The 24358-nt window shown below is 30.1% G+C and carries 25 protein-coding genes; 12 read left to right on the top strand and 13 right to left on the bottom strand.

Annotated elements, in window-relative coordinates; translation table 11 throughout:
- Positions 1–10 precede the first annotated feature (10 nt).
- The gene (locus tag WG945_RS07060; protein WP_068448689.1) at positions 11–937 is read right to left on the bottom strand and encodes a PfkB family carbohydrate kinase; all 927 of its coding nucleotides are present in this window, start codon (positions 935–937) and stop codon (positions 11–13) included.
- Positions 938–1009: 72 nt separating this feature from the next.
- Here WG945_RS07060 and WG945_RS07055 point away from each other — a divergent pair, with 72 nt between their 5' ends.
- From WG945_RS07055 to WG945_RS07030, 6 genes are all read left to right on the top strand, one after another.
- Positions 1010–1435 (top strand): SufE family protein, encoded by a 426-nt coding sequence (locus WG945_RS07055; RefSeq protein WP_068448688.1) that lies wholly within the window; start codon positions 1010–1012, stop codon positions 1433–1435.
- 10 nt (positions 1436–1445) lie between these two features.
- Entirely contained in the window at positions 1446–1766 is a 321-nt protein-coding gene (locus WG945_RS07050; RefSeq protein ID WP_068448687.1) for a DUF59 domain-containing protein, read from the top strand.
- A 94-nt stretch (positions 1767–1860) separates the two neighbouring features.
- Positions 1861–2370, top strand: a complete 510-nt coding sequence (locus WG945_RS07045) for a DUF2480 family protein (RefSeq protein ID WP_068448686.1) — start codon at positions 1861–1863, stop codon at positions 2368–2370.
- Positions 2371–2413: 43 nt separating this feature from the next.
- The gene (locus WG945_RS07040; protein ID WP_068448685.1) at positions 2414–3277 is read left to right on the top strand and encodes a DUF3078 domain-containing protein; all 864 of its coding nucleotides are present in this window, start codon (positions 2414–2416) and stop codon (positions 3275–3277) included.
- 66 nt (positions 3278–3343) lie between these two features.
- Positions 3344–4273 (top strand): DUF3078 domain-containing protein, encoded by a 930-nt coding sequence (locus tag WG945_RS07035; protein ID WP_068448684.1) that lies wholly within the window; start codon positions 3344–3346, stop codon positions 4271–4273.
- A gap of 89 nt (positions 4274–4362) precedes the next feature.
- Positions 4363–5475 carry a CNNM domain-containing protein gene (locus WG945_RS07030; protein ID WP_068448683.1) on the top strand — a complete coding sequence of 371 codons (1113 nt, stop codon included), beginning with the start codon at positions 4363–4365 and terminating at the stop codon, positions 5473–5475.
- 45 nt (positions 5476–5520) lie between these two features.
- Here the strand turns inward: WG945_RS07030 and WG945_RS07025 are convergent, their stop codons facing one another.
- A complete protein-coding gene (locus WG945_RS07025) occupies positions 5521–6234 on the bottom strand; it encodes a VIT1/CCC1 transporter family protein (protein WP_068448682.1) in 714 nt (237 codons plus the stop codon).
- Positions 6235–6267: 33 nt separating this feature from the next.
- Positions 6268–7479 carry a GTPase HflX gene (gene hflX / locus WG945_RS07020; protein WP_068448681.1) on the bottom strand — a complete coding sequence of 404 codons (1212 nt, stop codon included), beginning with the start codon at positions 7477–7479 and terminating at the stop codon, positions 6268–6270.
- Positions 7480–7754: 275 nt separating this feature from the next.
- Here hflX and WG945_RS07015 point away from each other — a divergent pair, with 275 nt between their 5' ends.
- Complete coding sequence (locus WG945_RS07015) at positions 7755–8732, top strand: endonuclease/exonuclease/phosphatase family protein (protein ID WP_068448680.1); 978 nt, start codon at positions 7755–7757, stop codon at positions 8730–8732.
- Positions 8733–8954: 222 nt separating this feature from the next.
- Here WG945_RS07015 and WG945_RS07010 read toward each other — a convergent pair whose 3' ends face one another.
- Positions 8955–9173, bottom strand: coding sequence for a hypothetical protein (locus tag WG945_RS07010; protein WP_282071650.1), 219 nt, complete (start codon positions 9171–9173; stop codon positions 8955–8957).
- Between the two features lie 70 nt (positions 9174–9243).
- On the opposite strand from WG945_RS07010, the gene glpQ reads away from it, so the two are divergent.
- Positions 9244–10224, top strand: coding sequence for a glycerophosphodiester phosphodiesterase (gene glpQ, locus WG945_RS07005; protein WP_068448678.1), 981 nt, complete (start codon positions 9244–9246; stop codon positions 10222–10224).
- Between the two features lie 4 nt (positions 10225–10228).
- Entirely contained in the window at positions 10229–10762 is a 534-nt protein-coding gene (locus WG945_RS07000; protein ID WP_068448677.1) for a hypothetical protein, read from the top strand.
- Positions 10763–10766: 4 nt separating this feature from the next.
- Here the strand turns inward: WG945_RS07000 and WG945_RS06995 are convergent, their stop codons facing one another.
- The 7 genes from WG945_RS06995 to aspS are packed head-to-tail and all read right to left on the bottom strand — an operon-like array spanning position 10767 to position 20622.
- On the bottom strand, positions 10767–11891 hold the full coding sequence (locus tag WG945_RS06995) for a glycerate kinase (protein WP_068448676.1): 1125 nt from the start codon (positions 11889–11891) through the stop codon (positions 10767–10769).
- A 32-nt stretch (positions 11892–11923) separates the two neighbouring features.
- Positions 11924–12547, bottom strand: a complete 624-nt coding sequence (locus tag WG945_RS06990) for a hypothetical protein (RefSeq protein ID WP_068448675.1) — start codon at positions 12545–12547, stop codon at positions 11924–11926.
- Between the two features lie 14 nt (positions 12548–12561).
- Positions 12562–14346, bottom strand: coding sequence for a chloride channel protein (locus WG945_RS06985; protein ID WP_197482062.1), 1785 nt, complete (start codon positions 14344–14346; stop codon positions 12562–12564).
- A gap of 32 nt (positions 14347–14378) precedes the next feature.
- Positions 14379–15605, bottom strand: coding sequence for a hypothetical protein (locus tag WG945_RS06980; protein ID WP_082864178.1), 1227 nt, complete (start codon positions 15603–15605; stop codon positions 14379–14381).
- Positions 15592–18063 (bottom strand): DUF2339 domain-containing protein, encoded by a 2472-nt coding sequence (locus WG945_RS06975; protein WP_068448673.1) that lies wholly within the window; start codon positions 18061–18063, stop codon positions 15592–15594. Before WG945_RS06975 ends, WG945_RS06980 begins: the two co-directional genes overlap by 14 nt.
- A gap of 49 nt (positions 18064–18112) precedes the next feature.
- Positions 18113–18820 carry a DUF6503 family protein gene (locus tag WG945_RS06970; RefSeq protein WP_068448672.1) on the bottom strand — a complete coding sequence of 236 codons (708 nt, stop codon included), beginning with the start codon at positions 18818–18820 and terminating at the stop codon, positions 18113–18115.
- Positions 18821–18867: 47 nt separating this feature from the next.
- Positions 18868–20622, bottom strand: a complete 1755-nt coding sequence (gene aspS, locus WG945_RS06965) for an aspartate--tRNA ligase (RefSeq protein WP_068448671.1) — start codon at positions 20620–20622, stop codon at positions 18868–18870.
- Positions 20623–20955: 333 nt separating this feature from the next.
- Between aspS and rsmI the strand changes: the two genes are divergently transcribed.
- Entirely contained in the window at positions 20956–21627 is a 672-nt protein-coding gene (rsmI, locus tag WG945_RS06960) for a 16S rRNA (cytidine(1402)-2'-O)-methyltransferase (RefSeq protein ID WP_068448670.1), read from the top strand.
- Between the two features lie 5 nt (positions 21628–21632).
- Here rsmI and WG945_RS06955 read toward each other — a convergent pair whose 3' ends face one another.
- Positions 21633–22310, bottom strand: a complete 678-nt coding sequence (locus tag WG945_RS06955) for a hypothetical protein (RefSeq protein WP_068448669.1) — start codon at positions 22308–22310, stop codon at positions 21633–21635.
- Between the two features lie 65 nt (positions 22311–22375).
- Here WG945_RS06955 and WG945_RS06950 point away from each other — a divergent pair, with 65 nt between their 5' ends.
- Positions 22376–22717, top strand: coding sequence for a HopJ type III effector protein (locus WG945_RS06950; protein WP_068448668.1), 342 nt, complete (start codon positions 22376–22378; stop codon positions 22715–22717).
- Positions 22718–22803: 86 nt separating this feature from the next.
- Positions 22804–23376: a uracil-DNA glycosylase family protein gene (locus tag WG945_RS06945; protein ID WP_068448667.1), complete on the top strand. Its 573-nt coding sequence runs from the start codon at positions 22804–22806 to the stop codon at positions 23374–23376.
- Here the strand turns inward: WG945_RS06945 and WG945_RS06940 are convergent.
- The gene (locus WG945_RS06940) at positions 23344–24357 is read right to left on the bottom strand and encodes a helix-turn-helix domain-containing protein (RefSeq protein WP_068448666.1); all 1014 of its coding nucleotides are present in this window, start codon (positions 24355–24357) and stop codon (positions 23344–23346) included. The two genes, WG945_RS06945 and WG945_RS06940, sit on opposite strands and share 33 nt — an antisense overlap.
- Between the last annotated feature and the right edge of the window lies 1 nt (position 24358).

Raw genomic sequence — 24358 nt, 5'->3', positions numbered from 1 at the left:
CGGATTAAAATTAAGATATTTTTATATCAAATTGTGTTAATTCTTTAAAAGCTTGTAATCGCTTTTTAACTTCTTCTTCTGTAAGGTCTTGCATGCGCTCTGTACCAAATTTTTCTACACAGAAAGATGCTAGGTTAGAACCATATATAATTGCATTTTTCATGTTGTTAAAAGAAATGTCTTCTGTTTTTGCTAAATAACCACAAAAACCACCAGCAAATGTATCTCCTGCTCCAGTAGGATCAAAAACTTCTGCTAAAGGTAATGCCGGAGCATAAAACATATCTCCTTCATTAAATAACAAAGCACCATGTTCTCCTTTTTTGATTACCACATATTTTGGTCCCATTTCATGAATCTTTTTAGCAGCATTAACTAAAGAATACTCTCCAGATAATTGACGTGCTTCTTCATCATTAATAGTTACTACATCTACTCTTTTTAAAACAGTATGTAAATCATCTAAAGCAATGTCCATCCAAAAATTCATAGTATCTAAAACTACTAATTTTGGTCTTTCTGTCATTTGATCTAATACAGATGCTTGTGTTAGCGGGTGTAAGTTACCTAACATTACAATGCCTGCATCTTTAAAACTTTCTGGTACAACAGGTGTAAACGTTTCTAATACGTTTAACTCTGTAATTAAAGTATCTCTAGAGTTCATATCATTATGATATTTACCACTCCAGAAAAAAGTTTTACCTTCTTTGTCTACTTCAATTCCATCAGTATTAATTCCTTTAGAGTTCATCATTTCTAAATATGAGGCAGGGAAATCTCCACCAACAACAGAAACAACGCCTGTTTTTACTCCAAATTGACTTGCAGCCAAACCTACATAAGTTCCAGAACCACCTAATATCTTGTCGGTTTTCCCAAAAGGAGTTTCAATAGCATCAAAAGCTACCGTACCAACTGCTAATAATTTACTCATTTCTTAGATTTTATACGTAATTTTGCATTCAATATGAATGCTTTTTTAAAAGTGCAAAAATAAGTTTTAAAAATGACTATCAAAGAAATACAAGAAGAAATTATAGATGAGTTTTCAATGTTTGATGATTGGATGGAACGCTATGAGTACATTATAGAGCTCGGGAAGTCTTTACCTATTATTGATGAGACACATAAATTAGATGAAAATCTAATAAAAGGATGTCAGTCTAAAGTGTGGTTATATTCAGAATTAGAGAATGATACGATTAAGTTTACAGCAGATAGTGATGCTATTTTAACCAAAGGAATTGTGGCATTATTATTGAGGGTTTATTCAAATCAAAAACCAGTAGATATTTTAGGTGCTACTACAGATTTTATTGATGAAATCGGTCTAAAAGAGCACTTATCACCAACTAGAGCAAACGGTTTAGTTTCTATGATTAAGTATATAAAAATGTATGCAATTGCACAACAAACTAAATTAGCAAATTAAGAATTTAAGAATGACAGATAAAGAATTAGAAGTAATAGGTGATAAAATTGTAAACGTTTTAAAAACAATTTACGATCCAGAAATCCCTGTAGATATTTACGAATTAGGTTTAATTTATGATGTTTTTGTATCAGAAGATAATAATGCAAAAATATTAATGACCTTAACGTCTCCAAATTGCCCAGTTGCAGAAAGTTTACCTGCAGATGTAGAGGAAAAAGTAAAGAGTTTAAAAGAAATTGAAAACTGTGAAGTAGAAATTACTTTCGATCCTACTTGGACGCAAGATATGATGAGTGAAGAAGCAAAATTAGAATTAGGAATGCTATAAAAAGTATTCAGTAGGCAGTACACAGTAGCTGTCAGTTCGAGTAATTTTGATTAAAAATCAAAATTACTCGAAAACATTTTTTGAAACTTAATATATGCAAGAAGAAATTATAAATAGAGTTACAAATAGTAAACTTAAAACCTTTGATTTAGAAGAAATCTATCCAGAAGGAAAGCGTGTTTTATTTGATGTAAAAGATTGGTTGTTTCAAGAACAGATTTTAAAAGAGAAAGACTTTAGAGAATCTGTAAAAAACCATGATTGGTCTCAGTATCAAAAAACTTTTGTGGCTATTTCCTGTTCTGTAGATGCCATAATACCTTCTTGGGCTTTTATGTTAGTTGCATCAGAATTAATTCCGTTTGCAAGTAAAGTGGTTATTGGAGATTTAGAATTGCTAGAAACAGTTCTTTATCAAGAATTAATTGGCTTTTTAGATTTTAAAGAATTTACAAATGCGCCAGTTATTATAAAAGGTTGTGCCGATAAGCCAATCCCTAACTCTGCGTATGTTTTTTTAATAGAAAAATTACAACCTGTAGCAAGATCTATTATGTTTGGAGAGGCTTGCTCAACAGTACCTTTATATAAAACTAAAAGATAGCTCTAATTTATTTAGGCGATTATCTTTATAAATAACTTTTAGAATGAGAAGAGCATTATTTCTTTTATTACTTATTTTTTCCACTTCTTTTTTTGCGCAAAAAAAGAAAAAAGATACGTTACCTATTCCTAAATGGAAAATTAACGGAAAGTTTGGTTTTATTTTCAATCAATCAACTTTTTCTAATTGGTCATCTGGTGGAGACAATACGATTGCAGGGGATATTAATGTGAACTACGATTTCAATTATAAAAAAGGCAATGTTAACTGGGATACCAGAATTTTAACAGCATATGGGTCAAGTCATTTAAATGACAAAGGGTATCGAAAAACAAATGATAGATTTGAATTAAATTCCTTGTTGGGTATTAAATCGGGTAAGAACTGGTTCCTCTCACAATTTGTTAACTTTAAAACTCAATATTCAAGAGGTTATAATTATAAAGTAGAACCTGCAGAGCCTGTTTCAGATCTTTTTTCACCAGCCTATTTAAGTTTAGGCCCGGGTATGTTATGGAAAAAGTCTGATAATTCAAATATAAATATAGCTCCAGCTACTGCTAGGTTAACTATGGTTAGTGATTTCTTTTCTGGAAAGTATGGTGTAGATGAAGGAGATAATTCTGCTTTTAGTTTAGGTTTTAATCTTTCTGGTTATTTTAAGTTTAGTATCATGGAAAACATCGAAATGGAAAACATTGTTGCTCTTTATTCGGATTACTTAGATCAACCTGAAAATTTAGATGTAGAAAACCAAACAAATATTCGTTTTAAAGTAAATAATAATATTAAAATGCACATGACTTTCCATACTATTGTGGATGATAATGCCTCTAGTAAAGTGCAATTTAGGCAATTATTTGGTGTGGGAATAAATTATAAATTTCATCAAAAAGTGACTTATTAATTTTTTTATTGTCTAAAGAAGAAAAAGTGTATTTTTGCACGCTTAAAATTTTAAAAAAATAAAAGGATGAAGAAACTATCAATCTTATTTTTATTGGTATTAACTGCCGTTTCAATTAATGGACAAACAGCAGAAGAGTTAAAAAAAGAACAAGCTCCTAAAAAAGCACAAATTGCTAAACTACAAGGAGAAGTAAAAGCTTTACAAGCAAAAATTGATGCACTTCCAGGGTGGAGAAAAGGTGCTTTTGGTACAATTGGAGGTAGTTTTTCTGGTTTTAATAATTGGTATTCTAGATCTGCACCTACGGCAACTGCTGGTAATATAGGTGTTACAGTAAATGGTTTTGCAAATTTAATTAAAGAAGATTTTTTCTGGAGAAACTCTGCTGCAGTTAATTTAGGTTGGGTAAAACTAGATGAAGAAGGAGTATCTGGAGATGAAGATTTTGAAGCTACTACAGATGTATTTACAATTAGCTCTTTATATGGTAAGAGATTAAATAAAAAATGGGCGCTTTCTGGTTTAGCCGAATATAGAACAACTATTATAGATAATTTTAATGATCCAGGATATCTAGATTTAGGTATTGGTGCTACTTGGACACCTACAAATAATTTAGTGGTTGTTATACATCCAGGAAACTACAATTTTGTTTTTAGTAGTGGAGACACTGTATTTGAATCTTTTTTAGGTGCTAAAGTTGTAGCAGATTACACACAAAAATATGGTAAATTAAGTGTAAAGTCTAATTTATCTATGTTTCAAAGCTATGACACATCAGATTTGTCTAACTGGACTTTTACAAACTCTTTTGGGTATACAATCTGGAAAGGAATTGGAGTTGGTTTTGAATTAGGTTTACGTAAAAATAAACAAGAAGCTTTAAATGACTTGCAGACTAGAGAAAGTAACCCTAACCCAACAGCAGGATTTGATGATGTAGATAATAAATTACAATCTTATTATTTACTTGGTCTGAGTTATGCTTTTTAAGTAGTATCAAATAATATTTTATTTAAACCTTAAGAAGAAATTCTTGAGGTTTTTTATTTTCCTTACTTTTACATTCTAAACATTTATTGATGACATTATTAATAATTTTTGCTACGGTTTCTATTTTCTTTTCATTCTTATGTTCAATTTTAGAAGCGGTACTGTTAAGTATTACGCCAACATTTATCAACCTGAAAAAAAATGAAGGACATGCATTTGCTATTGAATTAGAAACTTTAAAAAAAGATGTAGACAAGCCTTTAATAGCGATACTAACTATTAACACCATTGCACATACGGTGGGAGCAATTTTAGTTGGTGTGCAAGCAAAAGTAGCTTATGCAGAAATGTATGGAAATTCTGTTAAAACAATTTTAGGAGTTCAATTAACAGAAGATGTTATGGTAGGAGTTGTATCTACTATAATGACCATTTTAATTTTAGTGGCATCAGAAATTATTCCAAAAACAATTGGAGCTACTTATTGGAGACAGTTAGCTAATTTTACTTCTAAGGCTTTAAATGTGATGATTTTCCCATTGAAATGGACAGGTTTTTTATGGCTACTACAACTTACTACAAAATTGATTGGAGGAAAAGGACATGGAAGTGTTTTAAGTAGAGAAGGGTTTTTGGTGATGACAGAAATGGCTGAAAAAGATGGTGTTTTTCATGAAAATGAAAGTAAAGTTATTAGAAATTTATTAGGCTTTAATGAGGTTAAAGTAAATGATGTAATGACACCTAGATCTGTATTAGAGATTGCAGATGAAAGCCAAACGATAGCTACTTTCTATAAGGAACATAAAAGTTTACGTTATTCTAGGATTCCTGTTTTTGCTCAAAATCCAGATGAAATTACAGGGTATTTTCTAAAAGATAATTTATTTGAAGCTATTATTAATGGTAAAGGAGATGAAACCTTGTCTTCTATTAAACGAAATATTATAATCACAGACAGAGATTTGTCAATTCCTGATTTATTTGAGAAATTGATTAAAGAGAAAGAACACATTGCATTGGTGGTAGATGAGTATGGTTCTGTAAGCGGACTCGTCTCTCAAGAAGATGTAATAGAAACTTTATTAGGCTTAGAAATTATGGATGAGAGTGATTCTGTAGCAGACTTGCAAGCACATGCCAAAAAATCTTGGAAAAATAGGATTAAAAAATTAGGCGTAATGGATGGTAAAAAAGAGTAGAAGTTTTACTTTTTTAAGCATTTTAAAACAATTATTTTTCTTTTTTTAAAGGTTGATGTTAAATAAATACCCAACCAAAGCAGTTAAGCCCATGGCAGCTGTACCCCAAAAAGTAATTCTTAAAACAGCTATTCCAACATTAGAGCCACCTGCTTTTGCGGCTAAGGCACCTAAAGCCATTAGAAATAATATTGAAGAAGCATAAATGTAGTATTCTAAATTTTCTAAAGGAAGAAATAGCGTTACTAAAAAAGGCAATAGTCCTCCAATAGTAAACGCAGCACCTGATGCTACTGCTGCTTGAATAGGGTTTGCTTGACTAATTTCATTAATCCCTAATTCATCTCTAATATGTGCGGCTAATGCATCTTTTTCTGTTAATTCTTTCGCTACAATTAAAGCCGTTTCTTTTTTAAGTCCTCTTTTTTCGTAAATTTTAGCCAACATTTGTAACTCAAGTTCTGGCATTTCTTCTAATTCTACTTTTTCTCTTTCAATATCTGCACATTCAATATCTGTTTGAGAACTTACAGAAACATATTCTCCAGCTGCCATAGACAATGCTCCTGCAACTAAACCAGCCAAAGTTGCTAGAATTACAGGTTCTCTTAAATCACTAGCAGCTGCAACTCCAATAGCTAAACTTGCGGTAGATAAAATTCCATCATTTGCTCCTAAAACAACTGCCCTTAACCAATTACTTCTATGTATGTAATGTTTGTCTAAGTGGTCAACTAATTCTGTGGAGCTTTTGTTCATTTTATGAAGTTTTGTCTATTAAATCATAACTATTTACTCTTCTTCTTTATATTCATAATATAAAAAGTCATTGTAGGGGAAACGCTGAATATGTATTTTCTTTACTTCTTCGTATGTTTTCTCTTTAAAGTCTTCTAAATTATCTTTGTTTAAGGCGGATATAAAAATAGAATCTACATCATAGTCATTCATCCAAGTTTTTTTCCAATCTTGTAAGGTGTAGTGCTCTTTACCTCTTTCTGTAACAATATCATCTTCATCAATAGTTTCATGAGAATATGCATCAATCTTATTAAAGACCATTACAGAAGGTTTGTCTGCACATTTAATATCTGCTAAAACCGAATTTACAGAAGCAATGTGGTCTTCAAAGTTTGGGTGAGAGATGTCTACTACATGTAGTAATAAATCTGCTTCTCTAACTTCATCTAACGTAGATTTAAAAGATTCTACCAATTGTGTAGGCAGTTTTCTAATAAAACCAACAGTATCTGTTAATAAAAACGGAATGTTCTTAATAACCACTTTTCTTACGGTAGTATCTAATGTTGCAAATAGTTTGTTTTCAGCAAAAACATCACTTTTACTAATCACATTCATCAATGTAGATTTACCAACATTGGTATAACCAACCAAGGCAACTCTAACCATTTTTCCACGGTTTTTACGTTGCACAGCCATTTGCCTGTCTATGGTTAATAATTTCTTTTGTAGCACAGAAATTTTATCACGAATAATACGTCTATCTGTTTCAATTTCGGTTTCACCAGGTCCTCGCATTCCAATACCACCCTTTTGCTTATCAAGGTGTGTCCAAAGTCTTGTTAAACGTGGTAATAAATATTGACATTGTGCCAATTCTACTTGTGTTTTTGCTGAGCTTGTTTGTGCTCTTTGAGCAAAAATATCTAATATAAGATTGGTTCTGTCTAGAATTTTACAATCTAAAACTTTCTCAATATTACGTATTTGAGCAGGGGACAACTCATCATCAAAGATGGCTGTTCCAATATTATTTGAGACAATATAGTCTCTAACTTCTTCTAATTTACCTACTCCTAAAAAAGTTTTAGGATTGGGTTTTTCCATTTTCTGTACAAAACGTTTTACGGCAACACCACCTGCTGTCAACGTTAAAAACTCTAATTCATCTAAATATTCAGTAGATTGAATTTCATTTTGTTGTTGAGATATAATACCGATTAAAACGGCTTTTTCAGAAATAACTTCGCGTTCGTCTATCATAGGATGCAAAAATACAAAGATTTGATTTGTAAAAGCATAAAAAAAACCTCAAGATACTTGAAGTTTTAATTAAATAATTCAAATTCAAATTCAACACTTTTCTTCTTATAGCAATGGTTTTTTTAGGTTTATAATTAATTCAGATTTTAATCAATACAAATTTACAAGAGAAAAAGAGAAGTAATTATAGTTTGGTGTTAACAAAACATATAATTTAAGTTAAGAGTTTCGTTGGTTAATTTTTATACTTTTACCAATCATCTAAACAATTATAAATGATATCATTTTTTTCATCATCAAAAAGGAGTAAAGAAATTTTTACTGTGGGATTTTACAACGTAGAAAATTTATTTGATACTGTAGATGATCCAAAAACCTTTGATGATGATTTTACTACCAATGGTAAAAATCATTGGAATAATAAGCGTTACAGGGATAAAATTAAAAAATTAGGTTCTGTAATTTCTCAATTAGGTAAAGAAAAATCTTATGATGTGCCCGCACTTGTGGGGTTGGTAGAGGTAGAGAATGCAAAAGTTGTTAGAGACTTGGTAAATTCTAAAGATTTAAAAAAGCATCATTATGGCTTTGTTCATTATGATTCTCCTGATGATAGAGGTATTGATGTAGCCCTTTTATACAATAAAGAATTATTCGAATTAATAGACTCAGAACATTTTCCGCTGTATTTAGAAGATGAAAGAGGTGAACGAGATTATACTAGAGATATTTTGGTGGTTTCTGGTAATTTAAACGGAGAATTAGTACATGTTTTAGTAAATCATTGGCCTTCTAGAAGAGAAGGAATAGAAGAGTCTGAGCCAAAAAGAATTGATGCTGCAAAATTAGCAAGAGCAATTATAGCAGGAATACAAGCTAAAAATTTTGATGCAAAAATTTTGATTATGGGTGATTTTAACGATGATCCAACAAGTAAATCTATTAAAGAATATTTAGTGACAGATGATTTTTACAATCCTATGGAAAAGATATTAGATAGAGATGCTGTTGGTTCTTTAACTTATGAGGGTAAGTGGAATTTATTTGATCAAATTATCATTACTAAAAACTTTTTAGAGAAAAAAGAAGGTCAATTGTACTTTAAACACGCGGAGGTTTTTAATAAAAAATGGTTAAAAATATTTAAAGGAAAATTAAAAGGAAGTCCGTTTAGAACCTATATTGGTCCATGGTATCAAGGTGGTTTTTCAGACCATTTTCCGGTTTATTTATATTTAAAAAAGGAAGATTAAATGAAATGATAATTATAATCTTCCACTCTTGTATTCTTTGATACTGTTTTTTTGGTTTTTGAAATTAACTTGTTATAGTACGAGCGAGACGCTCGCACTAGTATTTATGTCTTGTTCCCTTTTCGTTAACGCGAGCGTCTCGCTCGTGTGAAAACTGATGCTGTCTTGTTTTTTTAACGCATTCATTATGATATGCGATAAAATTATTAAAAAGAGAACTAATTAATCTTTTCCAAAATCTTTAAAAGCGGCCTTTAATTTTTCATCATTTAAAATATATTTCTTGTATTTTCCGTCTCTATATCTATAGTAAATAAAGAAAGGCATAAATAGAAAAGAAAAGTAAAAGACACCTAAACCCATTACAATTTGTGCTTTTTCGTGACTTGTATTTATAAGGTACATTCCAATTGCCATCCAAATTAAAAAGATGACAAACATTATTTTTAAGGTTAACTTCATATTGCAAAATTACAAAAAGTTATATCTTTAATTTCTAATTTTCATAAAAATGAAATCAATTTCATTATTTTTGATAGGTTTGTTACTTCTTTCTTGCAATCCATCTAAAAAAGACAACAACAACATGAATACTAAAATTGTAATTGCCCACAGAGGAGCTTCTGGTTATTTGCCAGAACATACTATGGAAGCTAAAGCGATGGCATACGCTATGAATCCTCATTTTATTGAGCAAGATTTAGTGTTAAGTAAAGATAATGTACCTATTGTAATTCATGATATTTATTTAGACGATGTAACGGATGTTGCTACAAAATTCCCAGGTAGAAAAAGAAAAGACAATCGTTTTTACGTGATAGATTTTACATTTACAGAGTTACAAATGTTAAAAGTAACAGAGCGTTTTAATCCAGAAACGGGAGAACAGTTTTATCCAAATCGTTATCCGAAAGGAAAAGGCAACTTTAGACTCCATTCTTTTGAAGAGGAAATTGAATTGATACAAGGTTTAAATAAAAGTACCGGAAAGAATATCGGAATTTATCCAGAAATTAAAGACCCTGCTTTTCATCAAAAAGAAGGAAAAAAAATTACAGAAATTGTTTTAAAAATACTTTCTGATTATGGCTATCAAACTAAAAAAGACAATTGTATTTTACAATGTTTTGATGCAAAAGAGTTAGAGCGAATTCGTTTAGAATTAAAATCTGATTTATTTTTGGTGCAGTTAATGGAGTTTGAAGAAGAAACAAAGCAGTTGGAACATTTTGCAACGTATGCAGACGGAATAGGGCCTTGGTATAAACAGGTTTTAGAGAAGAAAGTAGGAGGTAAGTGGTTGTTTACTACTTTAGTTTCTGATGCTCATAAATTGGGTTTAAAAGTACATCCATATACTTTTAGAGCAGATTCTTTAGATGAGTTTACTACCTTTGATGAGATGATGGAAACACTTTTAATGGAAGCAGGTGTTGATGGTGCTTTTACAGATTATCCCGATTTGGTTGTTAATTTTTTAAAAGAAAAATAATTCTATGAATACCCATTTATATAAGATAAAACATTTTAATAACACTTTAGATCTTTTTTCATCAGAAGGAAAATTATATTCTTCTAAATGGTTTTTAGATTTTGGCAAGTTTGGTTCTGAAATGTTTGACTCAGAGGATAAGATAATTTATAGAATTACAAAACAATTTCAATTTTGGAAATGGAAAATGGTTTTTACTATAAAGAATAGTCATGATGTTTTAACCGAGTTAATTTCTCAGAATAATAGAAAAACAATTTATTCTATAGATATTGATGAGGTTACTTATGAAACTAAAATTCATTTTAAAAAGAAAATATCCATTTTAAAAAATGGCGATAAAATTGCTGAAATTGACACTTCTTTTTTAGAGAAAGAGTATAAAGACACTATTAAATTACAACTTTTAGATAAGTTAGATTTGCCTGTTTGTTTCTTGTTATTTTCTTGTTTAAAAATAGGCGAAACAGAGCAAGATTCAAAAAGAATTATGCCCAGTCAAAAACAATTAGAACCGAATGATGAACCTTGGAGTTAGTATATTAAAGGTGTTTAAGAACGAATTTTTTTGATAATAAACTCAAATACTTTCCGCTGTTTTTTATCGAATCATTTAAGTTTTTTGCATAATTTATAGTGGCATCTGTATACTGAATTCCGAATTCTTCGGGATGTTTTTCTTCTAAATCTATAGCGCCACAAAAAGCAGCAGTTTTTATTTTTTTTGCTATTGCGGAGGTCAATACTCCTTGTATGGTTTTGCCAGACATGGTTTGTGTGTCTAATTTTCCTTCACCGGTAATAATCCAATCTGCACCTTCAATCTGAGTATCAAAATTGGCTATTTTTTTTACTAATTGAATGCCTGGTTCTAAAGTTCCGTTTAAGAATAAATGAGTTGCAATTCCCATTCCGCCTGCGGCTCCTGCACCTTTTATGGTTTGCACATCAATAGTAAAAGTTTTGTTTAAAGCCTTAGAGAAATCTTGCAACCCTTTGTTTAGCATTACAATGTCTTCTTTAGAAGCTCCCTTTTGAGCTCCATAAACATAAGCTGCACCATTTTTCCCAAATAAAGGATTGGTAACATCACAAGCAATTTTAAAATGTACGTTATTTAATTCGGGATGAACATTTGTTGTATCTATAGATTTTATATCTGATAAATTAGCACCAATAGGTTTTACTACTTTGTTCTTTTTATCTAAAAAACGATAGCCTAAAGCGGTTGCCATTCCAATTCCGCAATCGTTGGTTGCGCTTCCTCCAATACCTATAATAATGGTTTTTGCCCCTTTTTGAAGAGCATCAACAATCATCTCTCCAGTACCTAAAGTGGTTGTGTTTTTACAATCTAACTGTTCTGCTTTTAGTAATTTAACTCCGGATGCTTCTGCCATTTCAATAAAAGCAGTTTTTGATGCTTTTGCATATAAATAAGAAGCTTTTATGGTTTGAAAAAAAGGATTGTTTACTTCTAGATAAATTAGATTTCCTTTAAGGTAATAATTTATAATATCTAGTGTACCGTCGCCACCATCTGCCAATGGTAATTTTAAGATTTTGGTATTGGGAGATTTGTCTAAAATTACTTTTTCTACAATGGAACAAAACTCTAATCCCGTTAAGGAGTTTTTAAATTTATCTGGTGCTAATATTATTTTCATTCTTCTTTGAATTTAATTTAGCAAAAGTCAAGTTATTGCTCTAAATTCTGAGTTAATAAAAGTAAAAAAATAAGCCCAAATACAATTAGTAATGAAATGCCTAATATTTTCCATATTTGTTTATCTCTATGTACTATGTCTTTGCCTAAATTAATGTTCCAAAAATATCCTGTCAATACAGTGTATCCAATCATATTCAATATTAAAGTTGTAAAAATGGATTTAGGTAAATAATTTAAAAGTATGGTAGAGAAAACAGTGTAAACCAACCCAAAAATAAGCACTTGATTTCTTGCTTTTGGTTTGTTCATTTCTTTTAAGTTTTGCATCAGTAAAACGGCACCAAAAATGGTGGAAAAGAAAATGGTAAAACCTAATATTGCTTTTTTAGAATATAAAACAGGTACTTCTAATTCTTCAAAAGGACTCTTGTTGTTTTCTGTACTTTCGTTAGTGACAGCTACATCAATTGTTACGGTTTCTTTGGTAATTTCATCAGAAAAATCATCTGTTCTTTCTAAGATGTTTCTATCTTGTAATTCCCAAGTAACTGCTTGTATTGCTTCTTCTGTATATTTATCTTTCTCTAGGAGAATTGTTTCTAACTCTTTGTTAGACTTTGACCTCATGTTTGTTGAAAAACTATTTTTTCTCATTTTCTTCTATAGTTTTATGAAGTAACTTCTATTAGTTTATTTCTATATGCAGTTAATAATTTTGATTTAGAGATAAAACCAATATATTGTCCTTCTTTAACAACCGGTAGATTCCAAGCACCACTTTCTTTGAATTTTCTCATAATATCAGTCATTTTATCAATGCCTATAATTATAATTTCTGGAGGATGTTGCATAATGTCTCTTGCAAAAACAGTTTTATACAAGGTTTGATCAAACATTATAGGTCTTAAATCGTCGAGTAAAATGATACCTGTTAGTTTGTTATTTTTTTTATTAATTACAGGAAAAATATTTCTGTTAGATTTTACAACTGCTTGCTTAACCATGCTCTCTAAATCCATATCAGAATAAACAGGAACAAAATTATTTTCAATAACTCTATTAATGTCCATTAAAGTTAAAACAGCATGATCTTTGTTGTGCGTAATTAATTCTCCTTTTCTACCTAATTGCATTGCATAAACAGAATATGGATGTACATATTTAGCTATTAAATAAGCAATTGTTGCTGTTAGCATCAACGGAATAAAAAGGTCGTAACCACCGGTAAGTTCTGCAATTAAAAATATAGCTGTTAAAGGAGCGTGTAATACACCAGCCATTAAACCTGCCATTCCAACCAAAGTAAAGTTGCTCTCGGAAACACTAGACAATCCTGTGGTATTAATTATTTTGGCAACACAATTTCCTAAAAGACTTCCCATAAATAAAGTAGGTGCAAAAATACCACCAACTCCACCTGCTCCAAATGTTAAAGCACTTGCTATAACCTTAAATAAAACTAAGCCTAGTAACAACAAAATAACAACCCAAACATTAGATAAATCTAAGTTCATAAAGTTGTTTTTTAAAGCTTCTTCTGGGTTACCGGCAATTAAATTATTAATTACTTCAAAGCCTTCACCATATAAAGGCGGAATTAAAAAAATTAAAATACCTAAACCAATACCACCAACTAATAAGCGTTTTATTGGAGAATCTATTTTATCAAAAAGTTTCTGAATTCTATCATAAACCTCTGTAAAATAGATAGAACCTAAACCTGTTGCAGTAGCTAAAATAAGGTAAAAAGGAATGTTGTTTATGGTAAATACATCTTCTGTTTTAAACGGAAGTAAAACATCAGATCCAAAAAAGAATCGAGAAGTAATAATTGCAGATAAAGAAGCCAAAAGTAAAGGCAACATAGAAGCTATTGTTAAGTCTAAACTAAAAACCTCTATCGCAAAAATAATAGCAGCAATAGGCGCTTTAAAAATTGCGGAAAGTGCCCCAGCAGAAGCGCAACCAATTAATAAAGTTCTTGAGGTTTGATTTAAATGAAACAGTCTTGCAACATTAGAGCTAATTGCAGCTCCTGTTGCAACTGTAGGTCCTTCTAAACCAACAGAACCACCAAAACCAACCGTAATTGGAGCTGTTAAAATAGAACCAAACATCTGGTAACGTTTCATAATTCCTTTTCGTTTAGAAATGGCATAAAGCGTTGATGGTATACCGTGACTTACTTTGTTTCTAATAACATATTTTATGATAAAAAATACAATGGTTAAACCAATAATAGGAAAAAGAAAGTAAAAAGCATGGTGATAATCTCTCACTAAATTTCCTTCTAATAGATGCTGAAAAAAGTGTGTTAGGTTTTTTAAGATTACGGCTCCAAAACCTGCGAGAAAACCGACAATAATACTTAGAATATATATAAATTGTCTTTCAGAAATATATTTATATCTCCAAATTAATATTTTTCTGTATATCGTTTTTGTTGTTGGCACTTGTTTTATTGATAAGAAATTATAGTATAATATTATTTTTTTTCTTGATGTTTTACATCCTTTAATAAATCTAACGCAAAGTAGGTTATTAATACGCCCACAAAAATAATACAAACCCACATAAAAACAGCCGTTTCCCAAAAAGGTTTCTCTTTTATAATTGTCGCTTTTGTTTTAGTCTTTATAAAATTTTGAATGGATACATCTTCATCTATTATAGTAGTCTTTTTTGATATAAAATTACCCAAGTCATAAGAAGGTTTAGAAAGAGTACTATCTATTATAAATTGATATTTTTGCGCTGTTTTTAAGTTTGATATGATGTAAACAGGCTTTTGTAATAGCGTTACCTTAGAAATAGACAAACTAGGATTGTCTTTATTTTCGATTTCTATTATAAATTCTTTTTCATTAAAATTATGTAAGCTTAAAGTGTTTTCGTTTTTAGAATTCAACTCAAAGCTAGCAACTACTTGCTCATAATTTTCAACTCTTTTTTTAATTTTACGTTCTTTTTCTATGATAAGCCTTGCATTACGTAGATAAAAAGCAGTTTCAACATCAAAAGAAATACTATTAATTAGATGAGCATTCCTAGAGCTAAATTTAATCTGAGTTACTTTTCTTTCTTTTAACTGAGTTATTTTCTGACTATAACCTGTGATAGCAATTGGCGCTTCAGAAAAATAGTTGTTAATATATTTACCAACCTCCAATACATTTATTGGTAGAGAGTTTTTATCGTTAAATTCAATTTTTAAAAACTGATAAGTTGTTGTAGGGAAATTTATCCTTTTCTCTAAAGATGATTTATTTGCACTATTATTAAGATATAACGTGTTGTTAGAGGTAATTCCGAACCATGTTTTGGCATCATTACTACCAAAGAGGTTATATTTTTTAGAAATATCTGTGTTCGCAATTTTTAAAGTAAGGTTCGTTAATTTTTCCTTCGTTTTATTTTCTATTAAAACCGTAGTAACAGAATCTTTAATTCTTTTGTTTGATACAATTTTGATAGGTAAAAATGTAGAGAATAATTGATCTGAATGATATTTTAATACATAAGGAATTTCCTTATTCTCACTGTCTTTTATTCTGATAAAACTAAAATTATTTTTACTTGCAGATCTTACTTCGGGTGTTAGCATTATTTTATGCAAACCATCTTCTTTAACACTATTTAAAGCGCCTTTATAATTCTGACCGAAAGAAGTGAAGCCAATAAATAAAACGATTAAAAAGCTATATTTTTTCATCCTCTGGAGTTTCGTCATTTACTAATTTTTTTATTTTTTGATACACAAACGAAATAATCAATATTAAAACACCTAATAATATAAAGGCAATTATTTTACCTGTTTCAGAAACGTTTTTAATATCGTATGCAAATAGCTTTATAATGGTTATTCCCAATAAAGAAAGTGCTATAATTCGTAAGTTTTTCCACTGTTTTTTAATTCCGATAATTAAGAATATAAAAGAGAAAACTCCCCATAAAATAGGATACCCAATTTTAATTATCTGATCTTGTTTCTCGTCTATTCTTTTCTCTATAATAGAATATTTTAAATATTCATTGCCTTGTGCTTCTAAATCCGTAACGGTTTCTATAGGACTAGAAAAATGAATTCCATGTACCATTACTTCATTACTTAAGGTATATACAATTGCAAAAACAAAAATCCAAGGCAACCATTTACTATGTTTTGGTTTTATCTTAAAGATTGTACTGGTCTTTTTAAATAATTGAACGCCAAAATATATTAGAGACGCTAAAATGATATAATGTAAATAGAAAGCGTAATTACTCTGTAAAGAAAACGCATTGTTTTCTGCAAGTTCATCTATTGGTAACTTGTAGAACCTTAAAATATAAAAGAAGATAGAAATACAACTTAATAATATGACTGCCTTTTCTAGGTTGTTCTTTTTTAATTTTGATGTAAAAAATAATAAAAGAGCTACAAATACAAAATGATACGTTACCGGAAAAGATGTTGCAGAAGACGTGTTTTCTAAAAACTGATGTGCTTGATAGTTTGTTTCTAAAACACCCGTAAAATAGGTTACAAGTACAAATGCAATGAATACAATTGTTTTGTAAATGTTTATTTTTAAGGTGAAGTATTTAGTTACAATATTTCCTTCTTTTTTTAACAACCAATAGGTTAAGAATAAAGAAATACTAACTACAAAACCAGCTATAAATACCGGATTAAGAATTACAGATAATTCTTCAGAATCCCCATATAACTCCCAATCTAAAAGCAAGCTAATAATAGATAGAACTTGTACTATAATTGCACCTAATTTAAAAGATTCAATTTTAGATTTTTGAGACAACCAAAATAGTAACACTACTTCTGCTGCCCAGAAAAGAGTAATTTGGTTTCCGTTAAATTGAATAGGAATGGTAAGCGTAACAAACGTTAATGCCAATCCTATTAAAATATAAATGGCATTTTTATCTAACCCAAATTTCTTGTATAAAATTGTTGCATACGCTACATTATAAACAGCCAATAATAAGGTGAACAATCCTGTAAAGTTAGACTCTAAATCTTTTAGTATCAGCATTCCAATTCCGAAGAAAATAAAGGTGTTTGCTATTAAAATAAAATATTCAATTTTAGAGAAGACTCCTTTATTTTTTAAGTTATTTAAAACAATGATAATGCTAAATATAAAGTAAAATATGGTTGCAAAAGTTAAAGCACCTAAGTGTTCGAAACTGCCTTTGTAGATGTTTAAGAAACACCAGCCACCAAATAAAATGTAGGTAAAAACAAAATCTAATATGGTTGCTATTTTCCATTTTTTAAAATAAGATATCGCAAGAATTCCTAAGTTTAAAATAGCAATGTAACTAAACAATACTACATAATTCCCTTCGCCGGTACTTAACATAAATGGTGCTGCAAAACCACCAGTTAAAGATAAAATGGCTAATTCTTGTCTGTTATAAGAAACAGAAACCAATGCACTAAAAGCTGTTATTACAGCCATAATAGAAAAGGCAATTGTCTGACTAAATAATTGGTATTCATGAAAAGCAATATAAATAGTAAGGTAAAAAACACTAATTGCTCCGGCTACTAAAACAGAACTAAAAGAAGCATAATTCTTTTTTAATTTATGTGCAATCATCATAATTAAAGACCCACATAAAACACCAATTCCTACTCTTGCAGGTTCGTTAATCCAATCTTTATCAATAGCGAATTTTACAAAGAAACTAATACCTAAAACAAGAATTAAGACTCCTATTTTATTAATTAAATTCTCACCAATAAACTTCTCTAAATCTGGATTTTTCTCTTTAAAAGATGCTAGCCAAGACTTTTTAGGAATCGCTTTTTCTTGCTTTTTCTCTTCTCTAGTATTTGCTTTTTTATCAGTAACTATTTGTGTAATCTTAGCATCAGTATTCAAAATAGGTTTTACTACTTCTGGTACTTCAGAAACAAAAATAATAGGTTCTTCTTTTGCTACAACAATTGGTCTTGTTTTTTCTAAAGGCTCCGTTTCTTTTTGAGAAACAGGTTCGTTTTTAGTTTTTAATACTTCTTGTTTAGAAGTTGATTTTTGCTGTAAGTCTCGTAATTTATCATCTAATTGAAAAACAGAAGTCTGTAAATCTTTCAATTTAGAACTAATATTTTTGTTTGTAATTAGTAGATAAATAATGATAAAAATGAGTAATACTATTTCCATACTTAACAACATGTTTTTTCTATGATTAGAATAAAGTAAAGGATTTTATTTATTTTTGTGAAGATAAGATATCGGTTCCTAAGTAGCCATTATCTTTATTATAATACCATGCTCTGGTTTTAGGCATTTTCACACCATTTATTATTTCTAAATCAGAAAGTAAAATATATTCTCCGCTATCTTTTTTCTCTTTAAAAAACTGATACACTTCCATAGCATACGTTTTTGGATTAAAATAAAAGTACCAAGTATCTTTACCAACTTCTTTAGAATACGTAGCTTTTAAAACTAAATATTCTTTTCCTTTAAAGGTTTTCTTTTCTACTTTTTGGTGGATAATTGTTCCTTCATCTTTTAGTTTCATCGGTAAACCAAATAAAAACGTATAATAATTCTTATACATTTTTGCACGTTCAGGGTTTAAGTTAAAATTCTTTTTAATTTCTTCTGACGGATTTTTATCGCCATTAAAACTAAAACTAGAAATGCCTTTATTTACTGTGTATTTAGTAGCAATTGTATCTCTAATTGCTTTTACAGAAAAGTATTCTTGAGGTAAGTTAATATCGATTTCACTTTTTCTACTCGATTTTTCAGGAATTTCCATCGTCACGAAAAGCGTTCCTTTAAAGGTTGGCCAATTTCCGTTAGGATCATGAAATTGAATTGCTTTATCTAACAATTCATCACCAGTAATTTCTTGCGAAAAAGAAGTGATTGATATAATAAGGAGTAAAAATGTAGTCAGTTTTTTCATATACTTTAAATGTAATAAAAAATCCCGCAAAAGCGGGATTTAAAATTTTATGCTTGAATATCAAGTTTCAAACTCAATTCTTTTAGTTGATCATCATCAATAAATGCAGGTGCATCTATCATAACATCTCTACCAGAATTATTTTTTGGAAATGCAATAAAATCTCTAATAGTTTCTTGTCCCCCTAAAATAGCAACCAATCTATCCAAACCAAATGCCAAACCACCATGAGGAGGCGCACCATATTCAAAAGCATCCATTAAGAAACCAAATTGAGCTTTAGCATCCTCGTCAGAAAAACCTAAATGCTTCAACATAGTTGCTTGCATTTGTTTATCGTGAATACGGATAGAACCACCACCAATTTCGTTACCATTTAAAACCAAATCATACGCATTTGCTTTTACGGCACCAGGATCTGTGTCTAACAATTCCATTTGCCCAGGTTTAGGAGAAGTAAAAGGGTGATGCATTGCATGATAATGCCCAGTTTCTTCATCTAATTCTAATAAAGGGAAATCTATTACCCAAAGAGGCGCAAAAACTTTAGGATCTCTCAAGCCTAAACGTTCTGCTAATTCCATACGTAAAGCAGATAATTGAGCTCTTACTTTATTTGTTTCTCCAGATAAAACACACACTAAATCTCCAGGTTTTGCACCTGTAGCTTCTGCCCACTTCGCTAAATCTTCTTGGTTGTAGAATTTATCTACAGAAGATTTAAAAGATCCGTCTTCGTTTACACGTGCGTAAATCATTCCTAAAGCACCAACTTGCGGTCTTTTTACCCACTTAATAATATTGTCTATTTCTTTTCTTGTATAAGAATTTCCTCCAGGAACTGCAATACCAACAACCAATTCTGCGCTATTAAAAACACCAAAATCTTTATGTTGTGTAACTGCATTTAACTCGGCAAACTCCATTCCAAAACGGATATCTGGTTTGTCATTTCCATACAATTTCATTGCATCGTCATATAACATTCTAGGGAATTTCTCCACTTCAACATTATTTACTTCTTTAAGTAAGTGACGCGTTAATCCTTCAAAAATATTTAAAATATCTTCTTGCTCCACAAATGCCATTTCACAGTCAATCTGTGTAAATTCTGGCTGTCTGTCTGCACGTAAATCTTCATCTCTAAAACATTTTACAATCTGAAAATATTTATCCATTCCACCAACCATCAACAATTGTTTAAATGTCTGTGGGGATTGAGGTAACGCATAAAACTGGCCTTCATTCATACGAGAAGGCACCACAAAATCTCTTGCTCCTTCTGGTGTAGATTTAATTAAATAAGGTGTTTCAACCTCTATAAATTCTTGGTCAGAAAGATATTTTCTAACTTCCATTGCCACTTTATGACGGAAAATTAAACTGTCTTTAACAGGGTTTCTTCTAATATCAAGATATCTATATTTCATTCTAATATCTTCTCCACCATCCGTTTTATCTTCAATAGTAAAAGGAGGCGTAACAGACGCGTTTAAGATTTCTAATTTAGAAACCAACACTTCTACATCTCCAGTAGCCATTTTAGAGTTCTTTGCTTCCCTATCAATTACAGTACCTGTAACCTGTATTACAAACTCTCTACCTAAAGACTTTGCTTTTTCTATCATCTCTTTTGGCGTGCGCTCTTCATCAAAAATTAGTTGCGTAATTCCGTATCTATCACGTAAATCTACCCAAACCATAAAACCTTTATCACGAGATTTTTGTACCCAACCTGCTAAGGTTACTTCTGTATTTATATGCGATGCTCTTAACTCGCCACAAGAATGACTTCTATACATTTCTTTATTTTTATATTGGTATCTACCGTTTCTTAGAAGGTAGAAATATCATTAATTGAAGCTGCAAAATTAATCATTTTCTATTGAATATTAGTTTTTTGGGCGTTCATTTCTAAAGAGAAATGCCCCGCTTTCCGCACTCGCTTTTTTTATTCCGAAAAAGAATAAAAAAGAGCTCAAACAAATGCTACAATCGGTAACGCAAAATCCGTACAATTCTTTGTAAATTTGTAGTATAGAAGAAGTAGAAACTTCTCAATGCAATTTTATTAAAACAACTATCAGTTATCCTTTTTTGATTACTGATAATTGATATCTGATAACTGAAATAAGATGAGTAAATTATATTTAGTACCAACACCAATAGGTAATTTAGAAGACATGACTTTTAGAGCAGTACGAATTCTAAAAGAAGTAGATTTTATTTTAGCAGAAGACACGCGTACAAGCGGAAAATTGTTAAAACATTTTGAAATTGCTACCCAAATGCATAGCCACCACATGCATAATGAACACAAATCTGTAAAAGGAATTGTGCAAAGAATACAAAACGGAGAAACGTGCGCATTAATTTCAGATGCCGGAACACCAGCAATTTCAGATCCTGGTTTTTTACTAACAAGAGCCTGTGTAGAAAACAATATTGAGGTAGATTGTTTACCTGGTGCAACGGCTTTTGTGCCTGCATTGGTAAATTCTGGTTTGCCTAATGATAAATTTATTTTTGAAGGTTTTTTACCTGTAAAAAAGGGTAGACAAACTCGTTTTCTTTTATTAGCAGAAGAAACAAGGACGATGATTATTTACGAATCTCCACATAAATTAGTAAAAACATTGGGGCATTTTGTAGAATATTTTGGAGCAGACAGACAAGTTTCTGTGTCTAGAGAATTAACAAAAATGTTCGAAGAAACAATTAGAGGAACTGCAACCGAAGTTTTAGCACATTATACTGCCAAACCACCAAAAGGTGAAATTGTGGTGATTGTTGAAGGGAAGAAGTAGGTTTTTTAATATTCTTTAAATTCTAAACGCCTCAATTTTGGTCTTCTCGGATATTCAATTACAGGTTCTAGTTCTATGTATTTTTTATTTACTTCTAGAACTCTGTGATAGTTGATTTTATGAGGTTCATGTTCAGTATAAAAACAAAGAAATAAATTGTTATTTATTTTTTCTAAAAACCAAAAATTAAAGAACAAATCTCTATCTGTATATATTGTTTGAAAGATTCTAGCTTTTGGATTTCTATGCCCTTTAATTTTGTAACCTCTAAAGGTTATTCTTAAAGAATCTTCAATAGGTTTAATTCTCTTTGTAATTAATAATTTAGATACTTCTTCTTCCGAAAAATTTAAATCTTTTTTAAACTCAAAAGGATAAAAAAGGTCAATGGTGTTGTGACCTTTCATTTCAATTATATTGTTCACAATCTTATAACTTATAGGTAATGTGTCACTTTTTAGATTTATGGTTTTATTTTTTTTATCAATAAGAACATTTACAGAAGTGTCTCTAGCTATATGTAAAATTTTAGAATTTTTAAAATCTAAAACTAAACCTACACTCCCAGGTGTCCAGGCTTTTGTAGAGTCAATTATTTTATAATTTTTGCAAAGCCAATACCCTTTCTGAGCAATCAGTGATGATGCAAAAAACAAAGTAAAAACAAAGAGTATTTTTTTCATAAAGTAAATTTAATATTTTACTTTCAAAATAATTAGAATTATTACTTTTATAAAAAATAGATTAAATGATCATTCAAGAACTCATAACAAAATTAAAATCAAATCCAACATCAATTAACTTTGCAGACACGATGCAAGTAATTGAGGATAATTACAATTTTACGCCAACCACTTTTACAAATGGAGATATTAAAAATAACGCAGGGGAAAATTCTGGTTCTTGTAAATTATTTGCTTTTGCTGTTGCTCAAAAATTAACAAAAGAAGAAGCATTATCTTGTTTTGGAGAACATTATAAAAATGTTTTAGAAGATGAAAATGGAGATTCTCATCAAAATATTAGAAACTTTATGAAAACAGGTTTCGATGGTTTGTCTTTTGAAGGTGATGCTTTAGAATTGAAATAAGAAAACGGTTTTTAGAGTCCAGTTGTCATTTCGAAATGAGTTTTTTTCACGATTGAGAAATCTCATTTTTTAATTCTTTCTTGCTAATGCAAACCCTTTTATCAGAAATAAAACAATGTACCATTTGCGAACCTCATTTAGATTTGGGCGCAAATCCAGTGGTTACAGCTCATAAAAACTCCAAAATTGTTATTATTGGGCAAGCACCAGGGACCAGAGTACATGCCTCTGGTATTCCTTGGGACGATGCAAGCGGAAAGCAATTAAGGAAATGGCTAAATGTTTCTGAGAAAGATTTTTACGATGTAGAAAATTTTGCAATAGTTCCCATGGGATTTTGTTACCCCGGAAAAGGAAAAAGTGGAGATAAACCACCACGTAAAGAATGTGCTCCAAAATGGCATCATCAATTATTTGAGTTAATGCCAAACCTTCAATTAATTATTTTAATAGGAATGTATGCACAAAACTATTATTTAAAAGACAAAGCTAAAAGAACGCTTACAGAAACAGTAGATAATTATCCAGAGTATTTACCTAAGTATTTTACACTTCCGCATCCATCACGAAGAAATCGTTTTTGGTTCACTAAAAATCCCTGGTTTGAGAAAAATGTAATTCCAAATTTACAAAATAGAGTTAGAGAAATTATTAGGTAAAAAGGAGGCAGACAGTTTTGTCTTTCTATTTTCAATTTTTTGATAAAGTGTGTTAAAAAACTTCTTTCTATCTACAGCGGCATCACCAGAAAGATTTTTAGAGAACTCTAATTGTGTTTTTAGATGTTGCCCAAACTGGTTGGCTGTATTTTCATCGCTCACTTTAAAATAACTTAGATTTGTATAAGGAACAAATATTTTTTTATTAGTTTTAGTTTGCATTAGCACCGTATTTAATAAAGAAACTAGGTTATTATGGTACAGATGATAACTATTTTCGCTTTTATTTCTTTTTTGATTCTTTGCTTGTTCTTCAATTGATAATAGAGAATCAACTAAGCTATCTGATATTTCTAAGGATTCTTCTTTTGATATGAGTCCAATATCAAAAAAATATTGAATTTGATTTAAAATATTATCGATGGTAGAATCACTCCAAATTTCTACAAGAGAAACTTTTTCGTATTTACTTAAAAAAGTATGATATTTTTTTAAAACCTCTGTAGAGGGATTAAATTCTGAAAAAGGAAGTGTTTTAATAGTAACATCGCTACTAGACATGTTTATTAAAGCGTAAATTCTAAACTTAGAAAAATAACCATCACCAGCATGATAAAGAGGATAATCTTTAAGAGAATTAATTAATTTAGATTCTTTAGATTCTAATAATTTTTCAATTTCTTTTACAGATTCTTCAAAAAAAATATGCAAAAAATTATCTGAAATGACATTATGTGTCTTTTGTACAATGATTTTTTGAACATCATTTTTAGCCTCAACTAATAAGGTGTTTAAGTTGATGTTGTAATGATTAGAAAGCTTTAATGTTTCTGCTAAATTTAAAGTGGTTTTCCCTTTTATTCTGCGATAAGCAGCATCATAACTTAAATCCAAAACATCTGCAATTTCGTCTATAAAAGAAACGTTTTTAGAGAGTTTTAGTTTAATTAAATTAAATAATTTTTCTTCTTCTTTTTTCATA

The organism is Polaribacter atrinae (assembly GCF_038023995.1).
GTDB lineage: Bacteria > Bacteroidota > Bacteroidia > Flavobacteriales > Flavobacteriaceae > Polaribacter > Polaribacter atrinae.
This window is presented reverse-complemented; position numbering and strand designations above follow the sequence as displayed.